This is a genomic window from Providencia sp. PROV080 (assembly GCF_033688105.1).
GTDB classification, from domain to species: Bacteria; Pseudomonadota; Gammaproteobacteria; order Enterobacterales; family Enterobacteriaceae; genus Providencia; species Providencia zhejiangensis.
This window is the reverse complement of sequence record NZ_CP096346.1, coordinates 2,445,970-2,466,551: the sequence shown is the minus strand read 5'-3', so window position 1 is coordinate 2,466,551 and position 20,582 is coordinate 2,445,970. Positions and strand designations below refer to the sequence as shown.

Here is a 20,582-nt window from a genome sequence, read left to right as displayed (position 1 = left end):
AATTGCGATTATCAAATTGCTTTAATATCAGTATGTGACGCCCTATTGAGAGTATTTTTTAATTGTAAAATAGTGTGCCTCTAATATTCATTCACGACAAAAAAGCTTATATTTAGCTAACTGAAGCTGCGTTCAGAAAATATGCAGTATATTACGGGATGCAGTAAAGCATCTATGTTAATCGTTTAATCTTAAACCATCAGTGGTGTTATTTTGAGTAGAACAGATGTTTTTTGGTGCCCAAAATGGGTGCTATCATTTTTATTATTGTTATTTACATTCCCACTTATCGCAGCTCCAGCTACATTTGATGAAGCAAAAGTCTTAAGTAAAACCAAAGTGTATATGGATCAAAACCATCAAGGAGAGGGAACGCTATATTGTGGATGTGAATGGAACTGGGCAGGAAAAAGTGGGGGGGTAGTCGATTTAGCCTCATGTGGTTATCAAGTGCGCAAACAACAAAATCGAGCGCAACGCATCGAATGGGAGCATATTGTTCCAGCATGGGTTTTTGGTCATCAAAGACAATGTTGGCAAAATGGTGGGCGTAAAAATTGTGTGTCAACAGATGCTATTTTTCGCAAAATGGAAGCGGATATGCATAACTTAGCACCATCAATAGGTGAAGTTAATGGTGACCGTAGTAATTATAGTTATGCTCAACTACCCGCAAATGCCGCGTATGTTTATGGACAGTGTCGTAGTCGGGTGGATTTTCAACAGCGCGTTTTTGAACCTCGTAATGAAGTCAAAGGGCAAGTAGCACGTGTCTATTTTTATATGCACGATCGCTATAATCTTTCCATGTCTCGTCAGCAGCAGCAATTATTGATGGCTTGGGATAAACAATATCCACCGAGCCAATGGGAAAAACAACGTGACCAACGTATTGCCGCAGTGATGGGACACCATAATCCATTCGTGACAGGAGAAATGAAATGGGAATTAGGGCATAAAAATAGCGGGCAAGGGATAAAGACACCCGAAAAGGCGTCATCACAACCAATGACAAAGGCATTAAAAGCGGAAACGCCTAAAGCCACGACGCAGGTAAAAGGAAATCGTAATTCGCATAAATACCATTTGTCACATTGTTCTGGTTTTAAAACCACGGCAGATAAAAATGCGGTAATGTTTGTTGATGAATCTGCGGCACAAGCTGCGGGATATGAATTAGCAGGTAACTGCAAACCTTAACGTCATCAGGTAAAGGGCATTTTAGTTTTATCTTCTCAGTAAAGGATCCCCCAATTATATTGGTTGGGGGATTTTTACGTTTATTGTGCAGTCACTATCTTGCCATTGATGACATTAAATTTTTGGATTAACTGGCCATTCTCATCAAATTCTGAAATAGTGCCTTGAGGTTCACCATTTTTAAATACACCAGAAGCCTGAAGTTTGTTGCTTTTGGTATCATGATAAACTTTAAATGGACCCGTTAATTTCCCATTGCTTGCGGTCATTTCGAGATCTTTACGCCCATCTTCATGATATATTTTCACCAGTCCATTGACCTGACAATTTTGAATTGGCGTGTACATTTTCGTTTTACCATTTTCATAGAAGTATTCAAGATAACGATCTAAACAACCATTCTTCACCCAGCTTTTTGACTCTAATTGACCATTATCATAGTGGAACTCATAAGGGCCATTCGGTGTACCTTTAGGTACTTGAGTTGAAGGGAATTCGTAGCCTTTAAGCTCATTCAGAGCATTCAAATCTGATTGAGAGGAGGTTGGTGTGAGTAGCTGACAACCCGAAATAAGCAAAGCGAATGAAAAGGATAATGTTGGTTTTAATAGATTTAGCTTTAGCATAATATCCCTATTGATAGAGGTATGAAATTTTACTTAAGTAGTGATAAATAATGTTTTTTCCAATAAGTATCAATAAACTATAGTCATAATAAGCCAGATATCAGTCAGAATTTTCTTAAGCTAGACTAAAACACAAATTAAATACGCAGTGAGAAAAATGTTAATTTATTGTTGCATACAACGTGAAGGCAGAGTTATAGTCGGGTAATAGGAATAAGCGTAACTCAATAATAGCCAAAGCATTTAAGTTTTATCGATTTTGTCATAATAGTGTCATAGAAATTCATTAGTTTACGGGTATAACCTAGCAGGGAGGAACTAATGGGAACTAAGTCTTTGTTTGTATGCGCACAAGACCGGTTACTACTCCATCATGTTGTTGTCATGGTGAGATAAGTAACCGGTTTTTTTATTGCATGTTCAACCAACATGAGCTTGAAGGGAGCTCCTCTCTGTTCTGAATAGTCCGTCATTTGAATTGACTTTAACGATACCTGGAAGGGTTAATACTATGAGTAGACAGAAAGCTGCAACAAAGACGCGCCGTGAAATGAAACGTTCATTACGTAAAGAACGCGCTGGTCGTTACGAAATGGCAAGTGTATCCTCTTTTGCTGATTTTACTGGGATTGAGCCAATCGGCATGGCAAAAGAACGACGTGATATGTCGCCAATTACTCCACGTAATGATGCTCAAAAGCTCTATATTAATTCCATTAAACATAAACAGTTAATTTTCGCTAATGGTGAAGCTGGCTGCGGTAAAACTTATATTAGTACCGCATTGGCGGCTGACGCGTTAATTAATAAAGATATCAATAAAATTATTGTCACACGACCTGTTTTACAAGCAGAGGAAGACCTAGGCTTTCTGCCCGGAGATATGGCTGACAAATTTGCGCCATATTTCCGTCCTGTCTATGACGTATTAGTGAAAAGGCTTGGCAGCTCCTTTTTACAATACTGTTTGCGGCCTGAAATTGCGAAAGTTGAAATTGCGCCATTTGCTTACATGCGTGGTCGTACGTTTGAAAATGCCATTGTGATTTTAGATGAAGCGCAAAATGTCACCGTTAGTCAAATGAAGATGTTTTTGACGCGGCTGGGGGAAAATGTCACCGTAATTGTGAATGGTGATGTGACTCAGTGTGACTTACCTGAAGGGGTCATATCAGGGTTGGCCGATGCATTGCAACGTTTTAGTAGCGATGAAATGGTCTCGATGGTGAATTTTTCAGTTGATGATTGTGTTCGTTCGACACTGTGTCATCGTGCATTATTAGCTTATAGCCATTAATAGCTTGTTAAGCCCCAGCGGCGAATTAGCTCGCTGGGGCTATTTAAAGTATTAATGCCAATTAGTGGTGTAGCATTTCATGAACAATTTGTTCATCATTTAGCGAATATGGGTAATAAGTCGGCCAGTTATCCATTTGTTGTAATAATTTTTCATGGGATTCATTCCCCATATAAAGATGGAAATGACCTGAAGGTTGCGGTTCTATAATATGGTCACTAAATTGAATATATTTAGGGGCTTTCGATGCCGCATCTTGGCATTCAAATAAATAGCGAACGCCTTTCTTACCTGATGCATACTGTAAGATCTTAAATCCTGAATAATGATATTCGCAGCGGCTGACATGACCATTTTGGCTAAATTCAATGATATTGTTTTCAATACTAATATTATCGACGTCTGTTTTATAACCTTTTTTATAATAATCGCGATATTCTTCAATCGTTTTATCTTTATTGGTTTTTGCTTTATGTTCTAAAACAGGATCTAATTTCCCTGACAATAACAGCGGGTTAATAGATTCCCATATCCCATCCCAATCACTGAGTTTTCTATCTTTGACATCTGCATCATCAAAAAAGCCTTTGCTGGCTTGTTTGGCTTTTTCTGACTGAGGATGTGCATGGCTGTGGGCTAGAGCATTAACACTCATCAATAGTGAGCTGAGACTCAGAGCAATAGCAATAAAGGGTTTGTTAATCATTGAAATGTTCCCATAGTCATAAATGAATTCCATTATGTTATAACATAACATTTGTTAGGTGCAAAAATTTATTTTTAAATTTGAATAAATAGAATTTATGAGAATGTGTCTAATTGTTTGAAATCAAAGGAAAAGAATGCAATAAATCTTTTCCTTTGATAATTGATAAATGAGTCATTGATTATCTAGGTTTGCTTTCTTGTTGTTTTTTATAAATGTCCTGATTTTTTTTGATCGTATTTAGCACGCTATCTTCATATGGGTCGCTCTTTACTTGAACCTCTTTTTTATCATCAGGGGAGGGGGTTGAGCATCCTGAAAGGACGACTATCAAAGCGGTTAATAATCCTATACGCATAAGAACTCCTTCTTAAAGTTAAGCAAATACAATAGATCACATGATAATTATTGAAAAGTGATTGACAGAATAAAGCACATATTGACACGCATTGCGCTATAGAAAAAGTGATGGTAATAACCATCACTTTCATGTTATTCGCTATTGTTACTTCTTAATCGTCAGGGTTATCCATGACGTGATGTCTTTCTTGATGATAACCTTCCTCATCATAGCCATAACGCCAATAAGGAATAGCATAAATGCTTTCACGACCAAAGCCTTTATCACGACGTACAAAACGGCGCAAATCGCGAATTATTTGGTCTTCGCCAGCGATCCAAAATGAAGCATCTTCAGAGGGAATATCCCAAGATTTGAAGGTATTGATTAATTCTTCAGTTTTGTTGATGCCGCCACAAACCCATATCACCTCAATCCCTGCTGGTTTGATTAATTCACGCATATCGTCTGGGTGGTCTAAACGTAAAACCACTTTACCGGTTGCTTTTGCATGCATTTTTTCCAGTAAGGCTGCAATGGCGGGCAAGGAGCTAGAGTCTCCAGCCATAAAATAATGCTGGCTATGCGGTAATAATGGGTCTGGACCACCTGGGTTGGTTATTCCCATCCAGTTACCTTCTACAGCATCACGAGCGAACAAGTAAGCAGGACCTTCATTACCGTCATGCATGGCGAACTCAATATCTATTTCTTTCACTTCCGGACGGATCGCACGCACCGTGTAGGTACGAACAAACGGACGTGGCTTATCGGTAGGCCAACTACGGCCATGTTCACTGAGGATAGGTAATGCAGGCTGGCTTTTTAAATCGGGGGCAAGGAAAATTTTAATATGGCCACCTTCACATTGGGTTGGATAGTCACCAAGCCGTTCGCCAGTGAAAGTGATACTACGAATTGAAGGGCTAATATCGGTAACCGATTTGACCTGAATCAGCTGTGGTGGCGCCGGGCGGTAAATATTTTTTTCGACTGGTTTGTCATTTGCCACAGGCGGTCTCCTTTTATTAATGATAATGATAAAATTATTATTTGGGAATTGTTATCATTATCATATCATGCTTTTCTTGAATATAAATCACCGAAAACCAAACATTTTTAGAGTAAAAAAATGCCGTATTTGACACAATACGGCATTCCAAACAACGAAATTTATTTCACTTTCATTCCCGCGGCGGTCATTAACAGCCTAAATAGGGATGAGAAGGCAAATAACGCTAGGACACTCCCAAACCAAATTATTGCCATCCAACCTATTTTTTTCCACCATGGCGATGAAACAGTGTGATTAGTGGTAGCCTTGGTCTGGGGTAATTTTTCCTCTGAAGACATAGTAACTCCAATAGGTGTAAACCAAAATAATAGGGATAATAAACAGTGCGCCAACCAGCATGAAGCCTAAACTTTCCATTGGTCCTGCGGCATCACGGAAGCTAATCGCAGGTGGGATCAGGTTTGGCCAAATACTGATGCCTAAACCAGTAAAGCCAAGGAAAATCAATGTTAAGGCCGCTAAAAAAGGCACGCTATCTGACCGTTTGCGTTTGGCACTGATTAACATGATATAGACACAACCAAGGACTAGTAACGGTACTGGTAGGAAGAAGAATAGGTTTGGAAGGCTAAACCAGCGCTGATAAATAGCCTCATTAAGGACAGGCGTCCATGCACTAATGACCGCGATCACGGCAAGCATTAATAACGTTAATGGGCGTAATAAACGGTACATTGTTTGTCGTAAGTGTCCTTCGGTTTTCATAATCAGCCAGCCACAAGCGAGTAGGGCATAAGCAATAACTAAGCCGAAACCACAGAATAATGGGAATGGTGAGAACCAATCAAAATAGCCTCCCATGTAAACACGGTTTTCGACATGGAAACCTTGAATAAAGGCACCAACAACAACACCTTGTACAAAAGTGGCAAAGATAGAACCCCAGATAAAGGCATGATCCCAATGCTTGCGGTGTGATTCATCGGCTCGGAAACGAAACTCAAAAGCAACCCCTCGGAAAATCAAGGCCAATAGCATAAAGGTGAGAGGAATCGATAGCGCATCCAGTACAATGGCATAGGCGAGGGGGAAGGCACCAAATAAACCCGCACCACCTAATACTAGCCATGTTTCATTGCCATCCCACACAGGCGCGACACTGTTCATCATCAAGTCGCGATCTTGGCTATCTTTCAGGGCTGGGTATAAGATACCAATCCCTAAATCGAAACCATCCATAACAATGTACATCAAAATACTGAATACAATGATGACAAACCAAATAAGTGGTAAATCAATGCCCATGAGTTGTATCCTCCTGGATCCCTTTGCGAATTAATTTCATCATGTACATATAGCCAATACCAAAAACACTACCGTAAACAATAAAGAATGCTAATAGACTGATACTCATATGCATTTCGCCATGAGCACTGACGGCATCGGATGTCCTTTGTAATCCATAGACGACCCAAGGCTGACGTCCTATCTCTGTGGTAAACCAACCGGCTAAAATAGCGATCAAACCAGAGGGTGCCATGACAAACATAAAACGTAAGAAGGTTTTTGATTCATAAAGATTTTTACGGTAGCGCAACCATAATCCCCAAACGCCAGCGGCGATCATCAATAAACCCAGCCCAACCATGACACGAAATGACCAGAACACCATAAACACATTCGGTCTATCTTCGGGTGGATAATCTTTTAACGCGGGAACTTGCTTATCCAAGCTGTGTGTCAAAATGATGCTCGCAAGATAGGGAATTTCGAGCGCATATTCAGTTTTCTCTTTTTCCATATTAGGAATACCGAACAGGATCAATGGGGTAGCTTCACCGGGTTTATTCTCCCAATGTCCTTCCATCGCGGCGACTTTAACGGGTTGATGTTTCAATGTATTTAATCCATGAGCATCACCAATAAGCGCTTGAAGAGGTGCTAAAATTAAGATTAACCATAGTGACATGGAAAACATTTTCTTCATGGCGGAAGAGCGATTGCCTTTAAGCAGGTGCCATGCCGCTGACGCCCCTATGAAAAATGCCGCCGCGAGGAAGGCCGCCGTTGTCATATGCAATAAGCGATAAGGGAAAGAGGGATTGAAAATAACGGCTAACCAATCAACGGGGACGATACGGTTATCAACAATTTCAAATCCTTGTGGCGTTTGCATAAAGCTGTTGGATGCAAGGATCCAAAAAGTTGAGATAATCGTCCCGAGAGCAACCATACAGGTCGCAAAGAAATGTAATTTTTCCCCAACACGGTTCATGCCGAATAACATGACACCGAGAAATCCTGCCTCAAGAAAAAAGGCAGTAAGTACTTCGTATGTTAATAAAGGTCCAGTCACACTACCGGCAAAATCAGAAAAAAAGCTCCAGTTAGTGCCGAATTGGTATGCCATTACCAAACCAGACACCACCCCCATACCGAAATTGACCGCAAAAACTTTCGACCAGAAATGAAATAATTTTATATAGTCCTTATCCCGAGTTTTCAGCCATAAGCCTTCGAGTACCGCAAGGAAACTCGCGAGCCCAATGGTGATCGCTGGGAAAATAATATGGAACGAGACTGTAAACGCAAATTGAATACGAGCCAGTTCCAGCGCAGTTAGTCCAAACATATTGACCCCTGATTGGAATTGATAATGCGCACGCTGCATGTTTGATATTCAGCCAACAATAACGGTGCTATCCATAGCAAAATTACCGATTAAAACTGTTGGTTTGTGACAAATCGCAAACCTATCGAAAAATGCATTGTGCTTATAGTGAAAAAAGTCAGGTAAATGTATGGATAAGTAGAACATGAGACGATAAACTATAATAGTAACAATTTTTTAGTTATTAATTATAACAGTTGAGGCGGGTATGACGCGATACGAACAACTGGCTGCACAAATACGTCAACAGATTGAAGATAATATCTGGCAAGTTGGTGATAGGTTACCGTCACTTAGGGAAAGTGTAAAACAGTCTGGATTGAGCTTGATGACAGTAGTGCAAGCTTATCAATTACTTGAAAGCCAAGGTTGGATAGCCGCACGGCCACAATCGGGATATTATGTTGCCCGCAGAAATACCAATTTCGCTGCGGCAAAAGGCGGTAAAGGACTACATCTTAATGAAAATGTAGAAATCAATGCGTCGATTTTTGGTGTCCTACAAGCTTGTAAGGATCCTGATATTGTTCCATTTGGTTCGGCTTTCCCTGAACCCGCACTACTTGATGAGCCTAAATTAGGAAAAACACTAGCCTCAGTAGCTCGTCGTTTAGCAAGATTTAATACAACAGCCAATTTACCGCCGGGTAATGAACAATTACGACGAAATATTGCTCAGCGATACGCTAGCCAAGGGATCCACGTGGCTCCCGATGAGATAGTGATCACCGCAGGAGCGATGGAATCGTTAGTGCTGAGTTTACAGTCAGTGACCCAACCTGGTGATTGGGTTGTTATTGAATCACCGGCCTTTTATGGTTCATTACAAGCGATTGAGCGCCTCAAATTAAAAGCAATCGCAATTAAAACAGATCCTTTGTTTGGTATTGATTTGGATGCGCTGGAAGATATTGCGGCAAAATATCCAATCAAAGCGTGTTGGCTCATGACTCATTATCAGAACCCGTTAGGAGGCACAATGCCACCTGCCAATAAAAAAAGGCTGGTGGAGATCCTCAACAAGAATCAAATTGTTCTCATTGAAGATGATGTGTATGGCGAGCTTTATTTTGGTAATCAACAACCGATACCCGCTAAAGCCCTCGATGTGAAAGGCAATTTTTTTCATTGTTCGTCATTTTCAAAATGTTTAGCACCAGGCTACCGTGTCGGTTGGGTGGCTGCCGGTAAGCATGCGAGCAAGATTCAACATTTACAAATGATGAGTACAGTATCTGCCAGTGTGCCAACCCAGCTTGCCATTGCGGAATACCTTACTCAAGGTGGATATGACAATCATTTACGTAAGCTACGGCAAACGATGGAGCAACGCCAACATCAAATGTTAGGCGCTATAGCGCAATATATGCCATCCTCAGTCAAAGTGAATACACCAAAAGGTGGCTATTTCTTATGGTTAGAATTTGAACCTCCATTTAATGCGATACACCTTTATCAGCTCGCACTTAAAGAGGGAATCAGTATTGCTCCAGGCAGCATGTTCTCAACCAGTGATCAGTTCAATCATGCATTTAGATTAAATGCGTCATTCACTTGGAATGAGCAGTTGGAACAGGCAATGAAAACTCTGGGGCGTTTATGCCATTCGTTGATTGCTGAGAAACGCGGCTAGTCACACTTTACATGTAGGAACATTGCCTTGGGCGGTTAACTTTGCCACTCTTAATACGAGAAACGAAAGTTAATGGACAGCGATTGCTCGGGGGAATGTATGAAAATTAAATGTTTTGATGCGACTGAGTTACCGATCGAAGAATGGCAAGAGAGTTATGGTACTAATGCCGAAATTTTTTGTTGGCCTGTCGCATCTGACTTCTCACTACGAGCAAGTCTTTCGCAGGTTAGCGATTCGAATTATTTAAAGCAATACACAAAAGGGAAACGTCTTTGTGTTTCTCTTGATAACGGCAATTTGTCGATTGTTGATTGTCAACAACAGAGGCATTCAATGGCCAAAATTGGCGATACTTTTTATGCTCCTGCCCAGCAGCTTGCCAAGCTTGAATTACAAGGTTCATCTGTTCGCTTACTCAATCTTTTATTTAACCCTGAACGCTGGTCGGTGACGAGTCAAATTATTACTCAGGAACATCGTTTACCAATAGGACAGGCTGGCATGGTATATGTATTAGCGGGTGAATGGGATGTGTTTGGTGCGAATTGTAATAGCATGAAAGTAAACCAAGGAGGGTGGTGGTTGCCCGATATTGGTGAAGGGCATCTGACTCCCAGCGAGGCGGGTAGCAAATTAATATGGCTTGATATCACCGCATATTCGGTTAATAAGCTATAAGTAGAGGGGAAAATATCTACTTTCCAATAATGGTTTTCTCATCATATTAAAACGTTTTTATGCTCTTAAGTTAGTTTTCAAATAACGCATTGTTTAGCGGATTATTTAAACAACGCGTTATTTAAATAATACTCTATAAATACGCATTATTTAGCTGACATATTGGCATCGATAACCTGATAGAATGCATTAGAGGTATCAGCAATAGTCCAAACACCGAGAATAACCTGATACCCCGTGCGTTCTGGAATATTACAGTCTATTTTCACTCTATTTATTGGGATATTCCCATTATCATATTGTTCACAAAATGGTTTTAGATCAAAATCAGCACGCGTTAAAGGTTTATTTTGTTGCCAATCTGGCTTAGTGATAAAAAATTGCCATGATGTGGTTCTGTGTGGCGCGGTTAATGACCAAGAAAATATATTTCTTCCACTACGGATATCGACTTTATGCCAACGCTGAGCAGTTTGTTCATTTAATGTAGAAAAATTCGCATTGCCACCACTGGCGATTTCCCCATCTCTAGGGCCACTATCTGGAAACCCTTTTGCTCCTTCAACCGACTGAGGTTCATACTGGACGGCGCCACACATTTTATTGAGATTATTCCCCATTGATGAACAGAGATATGCTCGGCTGGGTGGATTATCAATATAACCGTGGCGGGAGGTCGTATCATAAGCTAATGTGGTTGTTGAGATAGATAACACCGATAGAGTGATAAATGTCTTTTTCATCAGAAGTGCCCTTATATTATATATTTATCAAAAAATATTTTAAAAGTGATTAAGAACGATGAGGTCAGCGCCTCTCTATGGTTTTTTACTATTTTAAAATAGTAAAATATCATTACTTATATTGGTCTTGATTCAAGTAGCAATATAAATAGCAATATTGTTTTAAATAAAAAACAAATTAATGGTTTTTTGAAAAATGAATAAGTAGTTATAATTTTAGGTTAATCATGTTTTTTCAAAAATCACTATACGGTTTGTGTTATTATGTTCCGAACCCTGATTGATGGCGATATTCGTTTTTTAACTTGTTGAGCAGTGGAAAAACAATTACAGATAATCAATCGATTGTCTATTAATTAATTTATCCACTCTCTCCATTATATTCTGTAAACTGAGATATATATCAACAGGTTCAGATAAGTAAAACTGCCAATAGTTTAAAATGTCATAAATAAATTTTCTAAAAATCACTTAAACTCAAAAACAGCTGAAAGCTCCCCACTTGGAATACTAAATCATCAGTTTAAAATACACATCGTTAGATGATTTAAGACATTCATTACAGTAAACCCCATGCCTTTTCAAAAATTAATTCATCATAAGGTTGTGAGTTGTTTTCATACTTAATGATTGACGTCGAAAGATTGATTAAAATGGTTTTGTTTTCAAGGTTAATAAACGTATCAGGGGACACATTTAAACTTTGAGCAACATAATGAACATAATCATCTGTATTATTTTCATCGGGTGGTGCCCATCGTGTGATTAATTGCGATACGGTTTGTAGTGAGTATCTACGTTGATAGGTACGAAGTAAGGCGAATAATGCCCGAACACCATATTCCGGAGATTCAAAACGACAAAATTTATCTTCAATAGAACTATCATGTGGTAGCTGTCCTTTCCAATAATGAGCCTCATTGTAATTGATATTACCAGGGTTATTATTTCGTACACCTCGAGACATTTTTTTCATTTTTAACTTACTCCAAATTGCGAAAAAATTAATACAGTTAGATTTAGAATTAAATTTTCATTAAAGTAATGATTGACAATATTTAAAAAGATATTGTCTTAATAATAGAGGCCGCTTAAATGTCGAAACACACGAGTCTTATGTAGTGTTTTATTTGACTTTTGGGTTAAATTAGCTCGCTGCCATTGAATAAAGTACATTCGGTTTTTAAAGTTAATCATATGTTCGTTTTATTTCTCCTTCTATTTTTGATGACGAATTTTATCTATAAAATAAATCTGTGTTGGCGCGAAAATCAATGAAATATAAAGCTCAATGAGCAAAGGGTAATTGCTCATTGAGCAATATGACAGTAGATAGATTAATATAATAAACTCATAATTAAATATGTATGAGGTCATATTAGTTATTTATTAAAGCATAAATAAAAATTAACCTGTACATTATAAATAAATTACTGAGTTATTGTCTTTTGTTGGTAGGTCATTACCATTCTCATCTGTCGCACCCGTATCATCAATAGGGTTACCTGCACTCGCAATTCTAAATGTATTACCTGTTGAGTTTTCAATTTGGAGAACATTAACATAAGCCATAGCAGTGACTTCGACATTAGGATATAAACCTGTCACGTTCATATCAATAGTCACTCGACCAGTCACTTTCTGAGAGTTCTGTAATTGTTCGAGCACCTCATGAATTTCTTCCTTATGAACTTCAGCATTAACGCTAAGCCCAATCCATGTAAAGAAGCCTGAAACGCCTCCACCAAACTTATACTCATTGAGTAATTTATTGTAGGTTGACGAAGACTCTAGGCTTATAATATCAAAAGTCATATCACCTTTAAGTTTAACTGTTGCACCTAGACCTGATACTGCACCAGTAATCCCCGTCAGCATACCTTTCTTTTGTGAGATTTGCCAAGACTCGCCATTATTATTACTTGCAAATGCAATGCTGCTATTTTCAATAAATGTTGTACTCATTTTAATACCCCTTACTTTTAAATAAATTAATGTTTGAGTGTTAAATAAACGGATAAGTGGTTTATGCTCATACCACTTCCTATTTAACGGTGGTCATATTATTTGATATTTTATGTTGATAATGTGATCAATAGTGGATTTTTGTATTGTTATGTAAAGTGATTTTGGTGTATTAAACTAAATAATTGTTTTTTTTGATAATTTGGATCAAAGTATTTACAAGTTGGATATTTATTTGAAAAAATGACGGTTATTTTGTTATTAGTTGGTTTTGTTTTTGGTATATCAATGAAAATAAAGATGATTTTTCAATTTCGTTATCTTGTGTTGAACTTTTTTTGTTGTTATTAACGATGTCATGCTGTTTGATTTTTATAAAAATGAAATGGTGTGGATACAGCATATCATGCTTATAGTTATCCATATGGCGATATGGATGCGAAGTTTTGCGAATAAGGCAATGTTTAATAAAACTGCATAGTTTTAAATAAAAACTATACAACATGACAAGTAATTGACTATTTTTTAATGATGCTAAGTTGATAGTTGTGTTTCATTTGTCTTTTTAGGGCTGACTAACATTTTTTTAAACGTCTTAACGAGGATGAATTGCTCGATTACCATTATTCTAGAAATAGTTGTTATCCTGCCAATTTAAGGATGTTTTATAAGAATGATATAAAACCATTATAAAAGGATGAATCGAATTAAAATAAAAAATTATTCATAATAATTGTATTAACTATAAATCAATCTTATAAAGGATATCTTTAATTAATGTTTTAAGGCTATTTTATTATTCAGGTGATCTCTTGATTCATTATATGAAGATTTTTTATATTAATGTGCATTACTATAAACTATATATATTATAACGTGACTATAAAGATATTCGTGTGATGATGCTATTCTTGGTTTTACATACTGTAAATGATATCTGAAAATGAAAAGGTGTAATTTAATATAAGAAAATAGCACTTCTATTCGATTTTTTATTTTTATTTGTTGGTAAGCAATGAAAATAAGAAAAAGCATTCTAATATTAAATTGATTGATAAAACCAAAAAAGGATAAAGTTATGAAAAAAACAGTTAGGTTGATTGTTAAAATAAAATTGAAACATATTTTAATTGATAATGTCTTAAGATTTAGAGTTAAAGAGGATATGATAAACGATTATCAGCTAAAGAATTATCATTTCATCCCAGCTATGCCAGATTCGTTTGTTATGAAGCTTAGTAATAATAATAACAAATTGAATACAGAAAATCTTTTAGGTATCTATTATGTTGACTTAAAAAAAGAGGTTACTGATGAACAATTGAATAAAATAATCAAAAAGCTATCATTGCTTCCTTATTTTGAATATGTTCAGAAAATATCAGAAGTACCGCCTCCAACAGTATCATTACAAACCTCTTCATATGATACGCCTGATTTTACCTATCGCCAAACTTACAAAAATGGATTTATGGGTAATTATAGCGGTATCGATATGGAATATGCATGGTCTCTCGGTATTGCAGGTCAAGGTATTAGAATTGCAGATATAGAGTGGGGTTTTAATTTTGACCATATTGATTTAAAAAGAGAGAGTTTTATTCAATTAATCCCACTGACAAGACATGAGCATGATTATCATGGAACGGGTGTTGCGGGAGTATTGTATGCAAAAGATAATGGTTTTGGTGTTACAGGTATGGTCCATGATGCCGATGTTCTATATGGTGTTACTGAATTCATTAATGGTGATGGCGCTCGCCCAACCTGCATCGCGATTGGATTAGAACAATTAAGGGCGGGGGATGTTTTTTTATTCGAAATGCAGGAATATCATGGAGAACCTGCGGATTATAATAAAGCCGTTTGGGATATGATTAAAGTGGCGACCGATGCGGGTATTATTATTGTCGCGACAGCGGGTAATGGTAATTGGGATTTAGATAGCGAGCAGTTTGCCGAGTATCGGAGTTGGGGTGACAATGGCGTGATTATGGTCGGTGCGGGAACGGCAATAGGCCGTAATAGATGCAATTTTTCTAATTATGGAACAATGGTTCATGTACAAGGATGGGGCGATTGGTCTGTTGTCACAACAGGGGGCGGGAACTTATATAATGGCCTCCCTGATGGCGATAATGATTATACAAATACTTTTTCTGGTACATCTGCCGCTGGGCCAATCGTGACTTCCGCAGTTGTAGCGATTCAATCTTGGTATAAAAGAGAAACAAACAATGTTTTACATCCAGAGGAAATGCGAAATTTACTGATTGAAACGGGTCTTGCCCAAGGTAATGAAGTCCATGGTCATATCGGGCCTTTGCCTAATATTAGGAATGCAATTGAAAAGCTAGAAAAATCTATTACTTATTTTAACGTTATCAATAATGAAAATATTTACGCAAATGAAATTAATTCTTATCTTAATAATTATCAAGTAGTTATTATTAATTTTGGCAATGGCAATTGGAGTAATACAACTTATATTCCTGCGGCATCGGGATTTAATATGGGTAAACGAATCTATATTAATAATTATGCGACACTTGATGCAGAAGTCTATTTTAACTTTAGTTCAACTCCTGTTGTTTTAGAAACGAATGAATCTATTTCGTTGGTTTCTGATGGTGAAGAGTGGAATGTCAGATAATAATTCATGTAAAAAAAGATAATTTATTATCGCTTTCTATTTTAATAAATACTATTAAGCATTTAATTGTGATGAATACCTATCTCAATACTTACCAACACGGAGGGTATTGAGTTGGTATTCTTTAACTTATTTATTGACTAATGAGTATGTCAATATTTGATAATGTTATATATTAAACTTTATTTTCAATGCTCATCTTATGAGATGATTCGGGGTGTTAAATTAAGGAGATATTCTGATATTTTTATACTGCATTATGTTATTAAGTGTAAATGTAGTTATTGATAGGATAGGTCTCCATATAGTGGAGTTATGACTGCCTTACGCTGGAACATCAAAATACGAAAATAAAAGTGTTTGTCTTTAATTGAAGGTTTGAAAATCATTAATGATTTTCAATTTTGCAAAAAAGGAAGTCAGTTGTGAAAAAGCTACAAAGATTAATTGTTAGGGTGAAATCTCGCTATTTATTAATCAATGATGGATTGAGTATTAATATTAAGGATTGTATTAGAGAAGATAATCCATTAAAGAATTTATATTTTATTCCTGCTATGCCAGATTCTTTTATTAGAAATAATAATAAAAATAATAAAGTTAATACAAAAAGTTTAGTTGGTATTTACTATGCTTGCATTAAAAAAGAAATGAATGAAGAGCAACTCAATGCCACAATAAACGCGTTGTCAATGTTACCTTATTTTGACTATATCCAAAAGATACCGGAAACGTCCCCGTTGCCTCCAGCAGTTTCAATAAATAATACTTTTTGTGATTCTCCTAATTTTACGCATTACCAAGATTATAAATATGGGAATAGGGGACATTATTATGGTATCGATATGATGTATGCGTGGTCTCTTGGTATTGCGGGCCAAGGTGTTAGGATCGCTGTTATCGATTGGGGTTTTAACTTTAACCATATTGCTTTAAAAAGCGCGCGTTTTGTTGAATTAATTCCATTATCAAAGCATGAGTTTGATTACCATGGCACGAATGTAGTCGGCGTATTATATGCAAAAAACAATGAGTCTGGAATTACAGGCATGGTCTATGATGCCGATGTTGTGTACGGTGTTACTGAATTTACAGAGGGTTACAGCACCCGGCCGACCAATATTGCGATTGGATTAGAACAATTAAGGGCTGGCGATGTTTTTTTATTCGAAATGCAGGAATATTATGGAGAGCCCGCAGATTACAATAAAGCTATTTGGGATATGATTAAAGCGGCGACCGATGCCGGTATTATCGTGGTCGCGACAGCAGGTAATGGTAATTGGGATTTAGATAGCGAGCAGTTTGCCGAGTATCGAAGTTGGGGAGACAATGGCGTGATTATGGTGGGGGTGTAATCCCCCCACTTTTCACAGTAACTATTTATAGAGTTTAAGCTACCTGTAATCGCTGTCTCGGGGGTATTCCTCCAATCGCCGTATTCGGCCGCTCATTGTTATAAGTCCAAAGCCACTGTGTGGCAAGTTCTTGAGCGTGCTCAACGCTCTCAAATATATTTAAATCAAGCCATTCATGACGAGCTGTTCGGTTAAAGCGTTCAATGTAAGCATTTTGTGTAGGCTTGCCAGGCTGAATATAAAGTAAGGTAATTTGCTGCCGTGTTGCCCAGTTTATTAGCTCTCCTGAAATATATTCTGGTCCGTTGTCGCATCGTATCGCTTTGGGTTTACCGCGCCACTCGATGACTTGTTCTAACGACCGAATAACTCGTGCGCTAGGCAACGATAAATCAACATCAATCGCTAAGCATTCACGATTAAAATCATCAATGACATTAAAGGTTCGAATGCTGCGGCCACTGGCTAAGCTGTCTGACATAAAATCCATAGACCATACTTGGTTAATGGCTACAGGCACACTGAGGGCATCAGGCTTATCGCGTTTTAAGCGTTTGCGAGGCCTAATTCTAAGATTAAGCTCCAACTCACAATAAATTCGATAAACGCGCTTGTGGTTCCATGCGAAGCCCTTTACGTTGCGTAAATACAAGAAACATAGACCAAACCCCCAACGTTTTTTGTTTTCGGTTAGGCGTATTAGCCAGTCAGCAATCTGATCGTTTTCAGCATTAAGTTTACTTTGATAGTAAAAGCAGCTTTCGCTCACATTCATGCACAAGCAAGCAAAGCGAATGCTTATGTCATACTTAATTGCGGCAGCCTTAGCCATCTCCTTACGATGAGATGGCTTTATAACTTTCCCTCAAGCGCCTCCAAACGAATCTCAGCTTTGAGACGTTCTTCCGCATACATTTTTTTGAGCCGACGGTTTTCGTCTTCGAGTTCTTTCATTCGCTTCATCAACGAAGCATCCATACCGCCGAATTTAGCTCGCCACTTATAAAATGTTGCAGAGCTAACACCATGTTCTCGGCAGAGTTCTGGAACGGGCATACCACTTTCATTTTGTTTAATGATTGCCAATATCTGGCTATCAGTGAATTTTGATTTACGCATAGAAAACTCCTTGAGTTTATTTTAATAGAATTTTCTATAAATAACTGCTGCGATTTTTCGGGGGGATTACAGGGGCGGGAACCAAAATAGGCCGTAATAAATGCAGTTTTTCTAATTATGGAACAAGAGTTCATGTACAAGGATGGGGTGACTGGACTGTTGTAACAACGGGGATTGGCGATCTATACGATGGTGTGCCGGCCGGTGATAATGATTATACGCATACTTTTGCGGGTACTTCATCTGCTGGCGCTATAGTGACTTCTGCGGTTGTAGCGATTCAATCTTGGTATAAAAGAGCAACAAACCATGTTTTATATCCGTTGGAAATGCGAAATTTGCTGATTGAAACGGGGCTTGCTCAAGGGAATGAAGTTCGTGGTCATATCGGTGCGTTGCCAAATATTAGAAATGCCATAGAAAAACTCAAAAGGGTCATCATTTATTTTGATATTAAAAATGATGAGGATATTTATGCGAATGATATTAAAGGATACCTGCAAGAACATGAAGTCGTTATCATCAATCTTAGCGATAGTGAATGGAGTGAATCCATTTTTATTCCAACAGCATCTTTACTTAATAAAACGAAAAGAATTTATATCAACAATAATTCTCAATATACCTCCGAAGTGTATTTGAATTTTAGTGATAATCCGCGTTTTTTGAAAAAAAACGAATCGATCTTATTAGTTTCTGATGGTCAAGAGTGGCGTAATAGATAAATAAAACATAAAAGATTGAGTTTTATTTAAGTTAATCTATCAAGAAAGAGTGACTAAACCGAACATTTTTTATTTGTTGGATAGCGGTTCTACAGTGAGACTAAGAGATAAAGGATAGGGATACAGGAAAATCGCAAAAGCAGCGCAATAATCAGTGATGAGATGTTGAGATAAAATAGTCTCTAACCTTTTATTTTACGAAATTTATATATTCGATATGTTGTGAAGTTTGCCGTATTTAAAGCATGAAATTGAGTCATTAATAGCAATAATAAAAATTGCTAATAGGCTCTATATAGGTAAATACGGGTATGAACATTGAAAAAAGCGATAAAGCGACTTGCTGAAGTGCCATTTATGTAAATTCCTCACGACATGCTAGGAAAGGGATAGTATCATGGCTATCCATTAGCTTTTTATTATACTCGGAATTTTTATTGTGACCTCATTTGCTGAACTTAACACGCTCCCTGAAGAACAACTTACCAACCTCACTGAACTAGGTTACTTAACGATGACGCCCATTCAGGAAGCGGCGTTACCCGCTATCCTGGCGGGCAAAGATGTTCGTGCACAGGCAAAAACAGGGAGCGGTAAAACAGCCGCTTTTGGATTAGGTATTTTACAACATATTGATGCGAAACAGTTTAATACGCAATCTCTCGTTCTATGTCCAACCCGTGAATTGGCAGATCAAGTCGCGAGTGAACTACGTCGTTTAGCACGTTATATGGCCAATATTAAAATTTTAACCCTGTGTGGTGGGGTGCCATTTAGTGTGCAACGTGATTCTTTGATTCATGCCGCGCATATTATTGTGGCGACGCCAGGTCGACTCCTTGATCACTTAAGTAAAGAAACAGTCAAACTGGATGCGCTGCAAACTTTAGTATTGGATGAAGCTGACCGTATGTTAGATATGGGATTTGCTGATGATATTGATGAGGTGATGAGTTATGCCCCTGTCGATCGCCAAACACTATTGTTCTCAGCAACATGGCCGGAAACTCTTCCTGCGATGAGTCAACGTATTCAGCGTAACCCAGTAACGATTGAAATAAATACTGTCGATGAATTACCCGCGATTGAACAGCAATTTTATGAAGTTGCTCGCCATGAAAAAATGGATTTATTACAGAAGTTACTGAGTCAACAACAACCCGCTTCTTGCGTTGTCTTTTGTAATACCAAAAAAGATTGCCAAGCAGTCTATGATGCCTTGAATGAAAGTCGTCAAAGTGTATTAGTTCTTCATGGTGATATGGAACAGCGTGAACGAGATCAAACATTGGTTCGCTTTGCTAACGGTAGTAGCCGTGTATTAGTGGCAACGGATGTAGCAGCACGTGGCCTTGATATAAAATCACTCGAAATGGTGATTAACTATGAGCTGTCATGGGATCTTGAAGTGCATGTTCATCGTATCGGTCGTACCGCACGAGCTGGGGAAACGGGGCTAGCGATCAGCCTGTGTGCTCCCGAAGAAGCTCAACGTGCAAACGTGCTAGAAGAGATGTTGCAGATGAAGCTTAACTGGAAACAACTGCCAACAGGGTTAAGTATCACACCGCTTGAAGCGACAATGGCAACCTTGTGTATTGATGGTGGTAAAAAAGCGAAAATGCGTCCGGGGGATATTTTAGGTGCTTTGACTGGTGATCTGGGCTTTGAGGGCGCGGATATTGGTAAAATCACTCTTCATCCGACACACGCTTACGTTGCGATAAAACGCTCTATTGCTCATCAAGCATGGAAACAATTGCAACAAGGTAAAATTAAAGGCAAATCAGTGAAAGTGAGATTGCTAAAATAAATTATAACGGCGGGCAATATGCTCGCCGTTTTTGTAT

General features: G+C 38.0%; 19 protein-coding genes. 8 read left to right on the top strand and 11 right to left on the bottom strand.

All coding sequences use genetic code 11. The annotated features are described in order from the left end of the window. The first annotated feature begins 213 nt into the window (after positions 1-213). On the top strand, positions 214-1,200 hold the full coding sequence (locus tag M1F03_RS10825) for an endonuclease (RefSeq protein ID WP_410241965.1): 987 nt from the start codon (positions 214-216) through the stop codon (positions 1,198-1,200). Positions 1,201-1,280: 80 nt separating this feature from the next. On the opposite strand, the gene M1F03_RS10820 is transcribed toward M1F03_RS10825, so the two are convergent. Beyond that, entirely contained in the window at positions 1,281-1,826 is a 546-nt protein-coding gene (locus M1F03_RS10820; RefSeq protein WP_163861946.1) for a toxin-antitoxin system YwqK family antitoxin, read from the bottom strand. Positions 1,827-2,337: 511 nt separating this feature from the next. On the opposite strand from M1F03_RS10820, the gene phoH reads away from it, so the two are divergent. Then, positions 2,338-3,123: a phosphate starvation-inducible protein PhoH gene (gene phoH / locus M1F03_RS10815; protein WP_154623910.1), complete on the top strand. Its 786-nt coding sequence runs from the start codon at positions 2,338-2,340 to the stop codon at positions 3,121-3,123. Positions 3,124-3,184: 61 nt separating this feature from the next. Here the strand turns inward: phoH and zinT are convergent, their stop codons facing one another. The 6 genes from zinT to M1F03_RS10785 all read right to left on the bottom strand — a co-directional run bounded on the left by zinT (position 3,185) and on the right by M1F03_RS10785 (position 7,816). Next, positions 3,185-3,829, bottom strand: coding sequence for a metal-binding protein ZinT (gene zinT / locus M1F03_RS10810; RefSeq protein ID WP_154623909.1), 645 nt, complete (start codon positions 3,827-3,829; stop codon positions 3,185-3,187). A 181-nt stretch (positions 3,830-4,010) separates the two neighbouring features. Beyond that, entirely contained in the window at positions 4,011-4,187 is a 177-nt protein-coding gene (locus M1F03_RS10805) for a hypothetical protein (RefSeq protein WP_163860441.1), read from the bottom strand. Between the two features lie 154 nt (positions 4,188-4,341). Continuing rightward, positions 4,342-5,181, bottom strand: a complete 840-nt coding sequence (locus M1F03_RS10800; protein WP_163861943.1) for a siderophore-interacting protein — start codon at positions 5,179-5,181, stop codon at positions 4,342-4,344. A 161-nt stretch (positions 5,182-5,342) separates the two neighbouring features. Next, positions 5,343-5,522 (bottom strand): DUF2474 domain-containing protein, encoded by a 180-nt coding sequence (locus M1F03_RS10795; RefSeq protein ID WP_154623908.1) that lies wholly within the window; start codon positions 5,520-5,522, stop codon positions 5,343-5,345. Further along, positions 5,479-6,489 (bottom strand): cytochrome d ubiquinol oxidase subunit II, encoded by a 1,011-nt coding sequence (cydB, locus tag M1F03_RS10790; protein ID WP_154623907.1) that lies wholly within the window; start codon positions 6,487-6,489, stop codon positions 5,479-5,481. Before cydB ends, M1F03_RS10795 begins: the two co-directional genes overlap by 44 nt. Then, positions 6,479-7,816, bottom strand: coding sequence for a cytochrome ubiquinol oxidase subunit I (locus tag M1F03_RS10785; RefSeq protein ID WP_196713043.1), 1,338 nt, complete (start codon positions 7,814-7,816; stop codon positions 6,479-6,481). The genes cydB and M1F03_RS10785 overlap by 11 nt, the downstream gene beginning before the upstream one ends. A gap of 247 nt (positions 7,817-8,063) precedes the next feature. On the opposite strand from M1F03_RS10785, the gene M1F03_RS10780 reads away from it, so the two are divergent. Together M1F03_RS10780 and M1F03_RS10775 are read left to right on the top strand one after the other, a co-directional pair. Then, positions 8,064-9,488 carry a PLP-dependent aminotransferase family protein gene (locus M1F03_RS10780; RefSeq protein WP_154623905.1) on the top strand — a complete coding sequence of 475 codons (1,425 nt, stop codon included), beginning with the start codon at positions 8,064-8,066 and terminating at the stop codon, positions 9,486-9,488. Positions 9,489-9,587: 99 nt separating this feature from the next. Next, entirely contained in the window at positions 9,588-10,169 is a 582-nt protein-coding gene (locus M1F03_RS10775; RefSeq protein ID WP_154623904.1) for a HutD family protein, read from the top strand. 146 nt (positions 10,170-10,315) lie between these two features. Here the strand turns inward: M1F03_RS10775 and M1F03_RS10770 are convergent, their stop codons facing one another. The 3 genes from M1F03_RS10770 to M1F03_RS10760 form a co-directional block, all read right to left on the bottom strand. Continuing rightward, entirely contained in the window at positions 10,316-10,912 is a 597-nt protein-coding gene (locus tag M1F03_RS10770) for a lytic polysaccharide monooxygenase (RefSeq protein WP_154623903.1), read from the bottom strand. Between the two features lie 559 nt (positions 10,913-11,471). Further along, the gene (locus tag M1F03_RS10765; RefSeq protein WP_154635583.1) at positions 11,472-11,888 is read right to left on the bottom strand and encodes a structural protein; all 417 of its coding nucleotides are present in this window, start codon (positions 11,886-11,888) and stop codon (positions 11,472-11,474) included. A gap of 443 nt (positions 11,889-12,331) precedes the next feature. Then, entirely contained in the window at positions 12,332-12,877 is a 546-nt protein-coding gene (locus M1F03_RS10760) for a hypothetical protein (protein ID WP_251464296.1), read from the bottom strand. A gap of 1,078 nt (positions 12,878-13,955) precedes the next feature. On the opposite strand from M1F03_RS10760, the gene M1F03_RS10755 reads away from it, so the two are divergent. Beyond that, positions 13,956-15,530, top strand: coding sequence for a S8 family serine peptidase (locus M1F03_RS10755; protein ID WP_318839928.1), 1,575 nt, complete (start codon positions 13,956-13,958; stop codon positions 15,528-15,530). A 425-nt stretch (positions 15,531-15,955) separates the two neighbouring features. Further along, positions 15,956-16,888, top strand: coding sequence for a S8 family serine peptidase (locus M1F03_RS10750; protein WP_318839927.1), 933 nt, complete (start codon positions 15,956-15,958; stop codon positions 16,886-16,888). A gap of 34 nt (positions 16,889-16,922) precedes the next feature. Here the strand turns inward: M1F03_RS10750 and M1F03_RS10745 are convergent. Beyond that, positions 16,923-18,007 (bottom strand): IS3 family transposase gene (locus M1F03_RS10745; protein ID WP_374195714.1). Its coding sequence is split into 2 segments (ribosomal slippage): positions 16,923-17,746 and positions 17,746-18,007, totalling 1,086 coding nucleotides; the frame shifts between segments, so codons are not numbered across the junction. Positions 18,008-18,051: 44 nt separating this feature from the next. On the opposite strand from M1F03_RS10745, the gene M1F03_RS10740 reads away from it, so the two are divergent. Both M1F03_RS10740 and dbpA read left to right on the top strand, forming a co-directional pair. Beyond that, the gene (locus tag M1F03_RS10740) at positions 18,052-18,732 is read left to right on the top strand and encodes a S8 family serine peptidase (protein WP_318840137.1); all 681 of its coding nucleotides are present in this window, start codon (positions 18,052-18,054) and stop codon (positions 18,730-18,732) included. A gap of 439 nt (positions 18,733-19,171) precedes the next feature. Further along, entirely contained in the window at positions 19,172-20,545 is a 1,374-nt protein-coding gene (dbpA, locus tag M1F03_RS10735; protein WP_318839926.1) for an ATP-dependent RNA helicase DbpA, read from the top strand. Positions 20,546-20,582: the final 37 nt, after the last annotated feature.

Bases quoted from the DNA above. Each gene is read 5' to 3' on its own strand.
- M1F03_RS10820 (WP_163861946.1), bottom strand. From the start codon at position 1,826: ATGCTAAAGCTAAATCTATTAAAACCAACATTATCCTTTTCATTCGCT.
- phoH (WP_154623910.1), top strand. From the start codon at position 2,338: ATGAGTAGACAGAAAGCTGCAACAAAGACGCGCCGTGAAATGAAACGT.
- zinT (WP_154623909.1), bottom strand. From the start codon at position 3,829: ATGATTAACAAACCCTTTATTGCTATTGCTCTGAGTCTCAGCTCACTA.
- M1F03_RS10805 (WP_163860441.1), bottom strand. From the start codon at position 4,187: ATGCGTATAGGATTATTAACCGCTTTGATAGTCGTCCTTTCAGGATGC.
- M1F03_RS10795 (WP_154623908.1), bottom strand. From the start codon at position 5,522: ATGTCTTCAGAGGAAAAATTACCCCAGACCAAGGCTACCACTAATCAC.
- cydB (WP_154623907.1), bottom strand. From the start codon at position 6,489: ATGGGCATTGATTTACCACTTATTTGGTTTGTCATCATTGTATTCAGT.
- M1F03_RS10785 (WP_196713043.1), bottom strand. From the start codon at position 7,816: ATGTTTGGACTAACTGCGCTGGAACTGGCTCGTATTCAATTTGCGTTT.
- M1F03_RS10780 (WP_154623905.1), top strand. From the start codon at position 8,064: ATGACGCGATACGAACAACTGGCTGCACAAATACGTCAACAGATTGAA.
- M1F03_RS10775 (WP_154623904.1), top strand. From the start codon at position 9,588: ATGAAAATTAAATGTTTTGATGCGACTGAGTTACCGATCGAAGAATGG.
- M1F03_RS10770 (WP_154623903.1), bottom strand. From the start codon at position 10,912: ATGAAAAAGACATTTATCACTCTATCGGTGTTATCTATCTCAACAACC.
- M1F03_RS10765 (WP_154635583.1), bottom strand. From the start codon at position 11,888: ATGAAAAAAATGTCTCGAGGTGTACGAAATAATAACCCTGGTAATATC.
- M1F03_RS10760 (WP_251464296.1), bottom strand. From the start codon at position 12,877: ATGAGTACAACATTTATTGAAAATAGCAGCATTGCATTTGCAAGTAAT.
- M1F03_RS10755 (WP_318839928.1), top strand. From the start codon at position 13,956: ATGAAAAAAACAGTTAGGTTGATTGTTAAAATAAAATTGAAACATATT.